Origin of the sequence: Nostoc sp. S13, assembly GCF_029379315.1 — a bacterium.
GTDB lineage: Bacteria > Cyanobacteriota > Cyanobacteriia > Cyanobacteriales > Nostocaceae > Nostoc.
Genome location: NZ_JAQYWQ010000049.1, coordinates 38,450 through 47,149, shown reverse-complemented (window position 1 = coordinate 47,149; position 8,700 = coordinate 38,450). Strand labels below are relative to the sequence as shown.

General features: G+C 38.3%; 5 protein-coding genes. 3 read left to right on the top strand and 2 right to left on the bottom strand.

Annotated elements, in window-relative coordinates:
* Positions 1-397 precede the first annotated feature (397 nt).
* From PUQ00_RS32835 to PUQ00_RS16660, 3 genes are all read left to right on the top strand, one after another.
* Positions 398-604, top strand: a complete 207-nt coding sequence (locus tag PUQ00_RS32835; protein WP_366145963.1) for a type I-MYXAN CRISPR-associated protein Cas6/Cmx6 — start codon at positions 398-400, stop codon at positions 602-604.
* A 41-nt stretch (positions 605-645) separates the two neighbouring features.
* Entirely contained in the window at positions 646-1,050 is a 405-nt protein-coding gene (gene cas6, locus PUQ00_RS16665; protein WP_300418685.1) for a type I-MYXAN CRISPR-associated protein Cas6/Cmx6, read from the top strand.
* Positions 1,051-1,687: 637 nt separating this feature from the next.
* On the top strand, positions 1,688-4,681 hold the full coding sequence (locus PUQ00_RS16660) for a CHASE2 domain-containing protein (RefSeq protein ID WP_300418683.1): 2,994 nt from the start codon (positions 1,688-1,690) through the stop codon (positions 4,679-4,681).
* Here PUQ00_RS16660 and PUQ00_RS16655 read toward each other — a convergent pair.
* Together PUQ00_RS16655 and PUQ00_RS16650 are read right to left on the bottom strand one after the other, a co-directional pair.
* Positions 4,673-5,365 carry a DUF928 domain-containing protein gene (locus PUQ00_RS16655; protein ID WP_300418681.1) on the bottom strand — a complete coding sequence of 231 codons (693 nt, stop codon included), beginning with the start codon at positions 5,363-5,365 and terminating at the stop codon, positions 4,673-4,675. The genes PUQ00_RS16660 and PUQ00_RS16655 overlap by 9 nt on opposite strands.
* 135 nt (positions 5,366-5,500) lie before the next feature.
* Complete coding sequence (locus PUQ00_RS16650; RefSeq protein WP_300418679.1) at positions 5,501-8,032, bottom strand: CHAT domain-containing protein; 2,532 nt, start codon at positions 8,030-8,032, stop codon at positions 5,501-5,503.
* Positions 8,033-8,700 lie beyond the last annotated feature (668 nt).

Sequence of the window (8,700 nt, the reverse complement as noted above, 5' to 3'; positions counted from 1 at the left end):
GACATACAACGGGAAGAGTATCTCTATCTTATATTTAATTAAGTTGACCTACTTAAGAGATCAGTAAATGGTTCTAACCTTTGGAAATTAGTTCAAATCTTAAGAGTAGTAGAGAATAAATTATCAGAAGTACAAAAACAACGAGATGGAAGAGAAAAGTTATTTGCTACTCATAGTAAACGTCTCCTACTACACCTGGTTTACAAAGCCTTACCAGAGAATTTTTTTAGCATATCATCTGATTTAACCCCAGTACAAATTGATGATATTCAATCTATGACCTCAGAGTTTTTGGGTAGTATTATGAGTGAAAGTAGCAACCTATTTCCAACTTCCTATCCGGCAAATATCTTCAGAAATGTCACAAAATGCCAGGAAATTGTGGAAAAAATTTTAAATTAAGGACAATACTGTAGGAGTCCTTCTAACATCTCAGTTACCATACATAGATTTAATTTGTAACCTGATTGGCGAGGCAGTACCTTTCGACCACGGCTATGAGTTATTTTCTGCGATCGCCCATTTTGAAGCTGAACTTCATAAGTTAAATACAGTTGGAATTCATACTATTGCAGGTATTCCCAAGGAAGGCGTAATTAGCTAACTAAAAATTCTAGGCTTCGGATTCGGCTACCAGTAGATCAAGTGCGTTTGGTTTATCCGTTAGCAGGTAAGCCTCTGAGAATTGGCAAGCATACAATTCGCTTGGGGATTCCTGAAATTTATTTGCTTGAGCCTGCTGAGAGATTGCGATCGCGTATAGTGATTATCCAGGGTTATCAAGAACCGGAGTCATTCTTAGCAGCAGCACAGCGTCAGTTAGAACAACTGGGTATCCAGCGAAAAGCCTTTATTACCAAAAATACTGATGGTAGCCCAAAACGTAGAAGTATCAAAATCAAGCGCTTTACGGTTGTGGATTTTGGGTTAGAAATCATTAATCTCAGCAATGAAGATTCGCTAACATTAGTGAGATATGGCATTGGGGGAAAGCGTAAGATGGGCTGTGGCATTTTTGTGCCAGTGAAGAGAAAGGGAAACGCAAGTTAAAGCTGGTTTTGACTACTAGCCAATAAAAGTTTAAGAGTATTTCCCAGAAATAAATAACCGACATTCCGCACTTCAAGATGTAATACATCGATATTCAAGAATATTTCCTAATAATATTCATTTATTAAGTATTAATACTGAGAATTGTTAGGGATTTATGATTGCTATTTAACCACTATTAGCCAGATGTTGGAAATCTTCGTGTATTACACGATAAAGTGCGGAATCTGGGTTTATGTAACCGAACAAATTAAGCGACCTGACTTTTCCCGTTAAGTCTCTTTTGCAAGCTGCCAACCTTCTCTACGAGACGCTACGCGAACACAAAGGTCATGTAATTTTAACCAACCTCGCTACAGTACCTGGATACCAATTGGTGTTTTATCTTTATTCAAATAAACCATATTGTTTATGCTATTTTAGTCTAGTTTAGACTCAAAGATTTAGCGCCATATACTGGTCAAACAATCTATCAAATCAAGCATGGATTGTTATCAAATTATTTAGTTCAGCAACTAAAACGTCCTGCTGTTACCATGTTTATCGCGTAGTTTTTTGGCGCGCGGCGCGGTGTAACCGCGCCATTGCTTATGACAGTTGCGTAAGTCCTGTAGATAGTGAAGTCACTACTAAACCTATGACTGATTATAAATACCAAGTCGGTGGCAGTTTGACAGTTAATGCACCTAGTTATGTGCAAAGACAAGCAGATACCCTGCTTTATGAGGCTCTCAAGCAGGGAGAGTGTTGCTATATACTGAACTCTCGACAAATGGGTAAATCCTCTCTACTTGCAAGTACAAAACATTGCTTGGAACAAGAAGGATTTAAATGCAGTAGCATTGATATGTCGATTATTGGTACTTCACATATCACCCCACTCCAGTGGTATAAGAGTGTAGTTGGTGATTTATGGTTAGGTTTTAATTTATTAAATAAAATCAACTTAAAAACTTGGTGGCGTGAACAAGAAGATATATCTTTACTGGAAAGATTAAGGTGGTTTATTGAGGAATTATTACAGCTTCATTTTCCTGACAAACGATTATTTATCTTTGTTGATGAAATTGATAGTATTCTGAGTTTAGATTTCTCAGTTGATGATTTTTTTGCACTGATTCGGTTTTGCTATAATCAACGAGCAATCAATCCTGAATATAAACGTATTACCTTTGCTATTTTCGGAGTGGCAACTCCATTAGATTTGATTCAAGATAAAAGACGTACACCATTTAATATTGGTAAATCAATAGAACTTCAGGGTTTTAAGCTACAAGAAACTCTCGCTTTAATAAAAGGATTGGAAGGAAAAGTAGTAAATCCAAAACTTATTTTAAAAGAGATATTAGTTTGGACTGGTGGACAACCATTTCTTACTCAAAAGCTATGTCAAATTGTGGTAAATGAACAATTAAAAGATAGAGATAAATTACTAATAAATAATTCTCAATTATTTATTAGTAATTTAGTTAGGTCACATATTATAAATAATTGGGAGTTTCAAGATGAACCCGAACATTTAAGAACTATAAGCTCACGTCTTCTAGAGAATGAGCAAACAGCAGGAAGATTGTTGGGAGTCTATCAGCAAATTTTAATGGGTGAAGAAGTCACAATTGATGATATTAGAGAAAAAAATGAGTTAATTTTATCGGGTTTAATTATCAGATATCAAGGGAAAATTCAAGTAAAAAATAAAATTTGTCAAGCTATATTTAATTTAGATTGGGTTGCTAAAAACCTAGAAAATTTACGTCCATATTCTCAAAGCCTCAAAAATTGGGTTGCTAGTAATCAGCAAGATAACACTCAATTATTAAGAGGCATGAAATTAAAAGAAGCAGTAGCTTGGTCAGAAACTAAAAAACTTTCTAATATAGATTATCGGTTTATTGCTACTAGTCAGCAGTTGGATAAACAAGAAATTGAAATAAGTTTAAACGCCGAAAAAGTTGAATTAGAAAAAGCACATTTTACTCTGACAGCTGCGAAGGAAGCGAATCGGATTTTGAACCAAGCCCGAAAAGCTGCTAAATTAAATGCTGTATTACACTTTGGTAAACCGTGTATTGTCAGCTTTGCAATCGGTATTACTAGTTTTATTATACTGCTACGTTTCATTGGTTTGTTGCAGGGAATGGAATGGAATATGTTTGATAGCTTTTTGCAACAACGACCCCAAAAAGGAATTGATTCTCGTATTGTTGTAATTACAATTGATGAACCAGATTTGCAAAAAATAGGGCAATACCCCATACCCGATAATATTTTGGTTGAAGCGCTCAACAAATTGAAAACTTATCAACCTAAAGTAATTGGGTTGGATTTATATCGAGATTTGCCAGTAGAACCAGGATATCAAGAATTAGTAGAATTGTTCAAAGCTACTCCCAATCTTATTGGTGTTGATAAAGTTGTAGGTACTAAGGTTGCACCGCCAAGAGTATTAGCCCAATTAAGTCAGGTGGGTTTTAGTGACCAAGTATTGGATGGAGACGGTAAGGTACGTCGTGCCTTATTGACAGTGCGTTCATCGCAGACGTTGGCGCAGCCAGACACTCTCTACGAGACGCGCCAGGGACGCAGACTCGCCACCCTTCGGGTTCGGCAGTTCGCAACCGACGGGAAGCAGAGCCACTGCGTTGGGGAGACAGTGCGTTGCGGAGGTTCCCTCCGTTGTAACAACTGCCGTCGGGTTTCCCGACTTGTTCGCGCAGCGTCTCCCTTAGGAGAAGCAAGTGGCGTCCAGGACTGCGACTGCCTTACCGCTGCGCGATCGCCAAAAAATCAATTACGACAGAGTTTGGGTTTACAATTAGCATTACAATACTTAAAAACTGTTGGCATCACTCCCCATCCTCATCCTGAAAATCGCCATCATATCCAGCTTGGCAAAGCCTTAATAACACCCTTGCAGCCTTTTGACGGAGGCTATGTTCGAGCTGATACTGGAGGTTATCAAATTTTACTTAGTTATCACGGCACAGAACAAAATTTTCAAAGCTTCTCCATGACAGATTTGTTGCAAGAACGGATACCAAAAGAAAAAATCCAAAATCGTATTGTCTTAATTGGTGCAACAGCTGAAAGTATTAATGACTTGTTTCAAACACCTTATAACAATCGGCTATTTGGGTCATCAAAACAAATGGCAGGAGTATTTGTTCATGCTAATATTACCAGCCAAATATTAACCGCAGCGCTGCAAGGAAGAGCAATGCTGCAAACTTGGTCTGAGATATGGGAGATATTATGGATTTTGCTTTGGTCTGGGATAGGAACATTAATTGCTTGGCGATTAAAATCACCTAGACAATTGATGTTTGTCGTCACTAGCACTGGACTAGGATTAATCGTGTTTAGTTATCTGGCATTTTTACAAGGTTGGTGGATTCCGATTATTCCCCCATTATTGGGATTAATACTTGCTCCGATTATCCTACCTATGTTTGCAACTAAGCAGCTTGAGAAAATCCAACTCCAGCAAACTCTCAAGTTACTACTTGCGGTTGCAAAAGAGCAACCTGCTGCTGGAAAAATCGCGATTGAATATTTCAAACAAGCAGAAGGCAAAGAAAATCAGCAGTTGATTGACAAGATACTACAACAAAATAATTACGAATTATTTTAATTGGGTATTCTTAAGTTCAGCTTTTCTAGCTTTCTCTATGGCCATAAGCATTTCATACCAATATCCTCTCTGTGCGTACCAGTTTGCTTGACCGATGGTAGTCAACTGGCTCAACTCCCTATCTACTTTGGTCGTTTTTGCAACTCGTTGTACCCAACCTTTAAATATAGGATTGTCTGGTTGCACAGTTTTTCCACAGACAACTACCAATGACCATTCGTAATTTTTACCTACAGTTAGCGGCGTTTTTTCTTTAGGTTGAGTGAAACTAACAATCCCTCCACTAATAGTAATAGGTAAAAAAGTTCTTTCATAATAGTTACCCGTTTCATCTCTAAAGGTCAGTACAACCTTCTGTGCTGAAGTTTTGGGTAAGGAAATGAATACGGAAGGATGGTCTTGGAAGGTTAACCCAAAGTTACGCTTTGGCATCAAAGGTCTAATGGGCTGTTCATTCTCAGAACACCTCAGTCCATCACGAGAACCTGCACCAGCAGTGTCACTTTTTGGTTCTGGCTCCCCCGGTGGTTCAAAATTCTCTTGAAAAACGAATTGCTCTGGTAGGTTGACTTTTGATGTGACTGATTCTGATTGTCCCAAACTAGGTAAGGCAAACATTAACAGTTGTAGGGATAAGCCAAGAGTGAAGAATTTAAATTGATATGAGGCATTATTTACTATCATTTTCTGAAAATTCTTAATAAAGAATTTATTTATCAGTTGTGGAAGCAGAAGGCAGAAGGCAGAAGTAGTTATTATTTCTTCCTTATCTCCCCCTGCCTCCCCTGCGCCTCCGCTCTCATCTCCCTCATCCCTGAGTTAACGCCAATTTCCTACCAATACAAATGGAGACCAATAGTATGGATGTTTGTACTGAGGAGAATTTAATAGAGATAGCTGCGCTTGACGTAATGCTTCGGCTTTGCTGACGACCTTTTGAGCAAGCAAACGATAAAATTCTGCTATCAAGTCAGCAGTTGATTTGTCTTGTACTGACCAGAGGGTTGCTAGAGTACTCCTAGCACCAGAACGGACGGCAGTTCCTGCCAATCCTAAAGCAGCGTGGTTGTCGCCTTTAGCAGTTTGACAAGCGCTGAGAACTAGCAGTTCAATTGGTTGGCGTGGAGCATTTTTGCTCAGTTTTGAAGATGCACCTTTTAACCATCTATCTAAATCTTTAACATTAATCCGGTCTTCCCAAGTTAAAAGAAATGTGTCTTCGGCTTTGGAGCTAAATTCTCCGTGGGTGGCAAGATGAACTATAGAAAAGGGAACTTCTTCTATTTGTTTTTGGACGTTGGCGCGAGTAAATTTTTCATTTAGTAGTATCTTTGCATGGACATAGTTTGTAATTTGTTTAATTTCTTGCTTGACACCAGGTAACTCAGCAAAGCCTTGCCGTGCTTCTGCTAAACCGGCAGTTAAGGCTTGAAATTGTTGGTTAGGAAGATGCCGAGACTCTAATAGTTGTAAACCAGGGGTCAATGCTATGCTGTACTTTTGGATGATAAACTGCTGGCGATCGTGCAAAACTGCCATTGGTACACTGCGTAAAAAACCATCCAAGACAAACACTAAGGTTTTAATCTTCTGAAGTTCTATCTCTTTTTCGGCAGGACGCAACAACCAATCATACAATTTTTGAGCAGAAGGTAGTACTTCATCAGGCAAGAAAGCAAGGTTTAAAGATTGGCGCAGTTCATCAAAAACCTTTGATTCCTCTTGTAATGAAAGGTTTGTTCCATAATGTTGCAAAGGTTGTCCAGCGAGAGAAACAACTACCTCCAAGCGACGTTCTAGCAAAATTGGGTAAATCACTGCGGCTTTTGGATCGATTTTATCTATTGGTTGCGGTTTATAAGTTAAGCAAGCTTGGTGGAAGAAGTTTTCTAATTCTGCTAATTGCAGTGCTTCAATTGTTTTGCGAGATTTCTCTAAGTGTTGTTGCTTGATGATTTGTGGTAGGCTGTCTACATCTTGTAAAAGTAATTGTACTAACTGCCGATACACTGGTTCAACGCGATCGCGGAAAGAAAACTGCACGTCAGGACTCGTTTGGATTAAATCTTGACGCAGAGATGTTAAGGAATCAACAGCTTGTTCATAAGCTGTAATTGCTGTCTCAATGTTGCCTTTAGCTTTTTCAATTCGTCCTTGCTGCCACAACCAATTGACGGCAATATCATCTGCTTGCACTCCTTGTGCCAAAGATAGTGCTGTTTGGGTGAGATTTAAGGCTTCTGAGAATTGCTGAGTTTGTTCGTAGAGATGTCCTAACTCTCCCAAAGCATAACTTTGCGCTCTTGCATCTGTTAATTCGCTGGCCTGTTTGACTGCTGTTGCCAAAAGTTGAGCAATGTCTTTTGTTTTTGATGATGACAGTTTCATCCAACTTGCTGCTAAATTAACTTGCGCGTAAATTCCCCAACGGCTGGGAGGAAGATTAGCAAGACGTTCTTGAATTTGGGGTAATAATACTAGTGCATCTGGATTTTGCTCAGTTTTTATTAAAAGGCTAAGTTGGTTAAGGAGTGCTTCTAGTTGAGTACGCTCGCCACCACTACTACTTGCTTGTTGATAAAATTCTAAGGCGGCTTTAAAATCTTCCCTAGCTCTAGCGGTATTCCCCAATCTTAAGAAGGTTTCCCCAATATCTGCGGTAGAATTTACTTGCTTTGCGATCGCTAAACCTTGCGATAATACTTGTTGCGATCGCTCTAAATCTCCCACTACTTGCAGAGTTACCCCCAAACTCCGCAATCCCCTGGCTTTTAGGAGATTATCAGGTAAAATAGCAAGGTCTTGATTGATTTGTTCTAGTTGCCTTTGTGCCCGACGATACTCTCCTAAAGTTTGCAATGCTTGGGCTTGGTTAATCTGCGTCAGCACAATCCCTGTTACATCCTTGAGGGAACGATAGATTTTCTCTGCCTGCTGCCAAGTTTCTAAGGCTATTTCTGGTTGACCAGTATTTAATTGTAAACTTCCTTGGGTGTTAAGAACTTGGGCGTAAAGGAAGGAATCATCTATTGTTTTTAGGATATTCTTTGCTTGGGTGATTAGCGATCGCGCTGCTTCCCACTTGCCCAAGTCTTGATAAGCGATCGCTAAATAGTTGTAACTTAATACTTCATAGTGCTGCTGTTTGCTTTGCTGAAATATCTGGGCTGCTTGTTCCCAAATTTGTGCAGCTTCTACCAACTTTCCGGCATCATAAAGTTGTTTTCCTTGTTCGAGTAGGGTGACTGGGGATTGAGTTGGGGAAAGAGAATACTCAGCAGTGGCTGGTAAAACAGTTGTGATTAAGAAAAAGATTAGTAGGGCTAAAATTAGGTGACGATGAATAAGCATAAATGGTCATAATAATTTACGATTTATAACTGTTTGTTCGGAATTTTAGCGTTGATTAATCACATCCAGTCTGCTTAAGTAAATATATCTGGCTAATATTTACACATAATGCTAGAGAGCATCTATATAAGAGGTATTAGTAAAAACTTAGTAGACATCACTTGGAGCTTGCGGGGTGGAGCATCCACAACGCTACTGAGCCGTACTTAATCTTGTTTTCCACTCTTAGAAAGTCAGAATCGAAGTTAGATTCTGGAACTTTGATTTAACCAAGGTTTGAGACTTTGTTTTCTAACATTAACTAAAATTTATAGCCAAAAATTGAAAAGTAAAGCTCTGAAAGCCTTTCAGCAATTGAGTTATCTTAAACCGATAAAACAAGGTTAATATCATGCTATTAACATTCTAAAATTAGACACTATAAAAGAATTGCACTCGGTTTCCTATGTCAATATATCATTCTTATACTTTTTTGATGCATCTAATTTGTTATTAGTCAATTAATAATGTTAATAATATAGTTGTTTTATTTTTAAAAACTCATTGTATTTTTGTTAAAAATTAATCTAAGATTACTATATTGACAAATCTATTTTATTGTGTGCAGATCAATATTTTTGCGATCACAATATGATCTTTATGTATTTTACTTGGACGAAAAGTGGGAT

What these genes read in the sequence shown, in the direction of transcription:
- PUQ00_RS16660 (WP_300418683.1), top strand. Translation starts at nt 1,688, where the DNA reads ATGACTGATTATAAATACCAAGTCGGTGGCAGTTTGACAGTTAATGCA.
- PUQ00_RS16655 (WP_300418681.1), bottom strand. Translation starts at nt 5,365, where the DNA reads ATGATAGTAAATAATGCCTCATATCAATTTAAATTCTTCACTCTTGGC.
- PUQ00_RS16650 (WP_300418679.1), bottom strand. Translation starts at nt 8,032, where the DNA reads ATGCTTATTCATCGTCACCTAATTTTAGCCCTACTAATCTTTTTCTTA.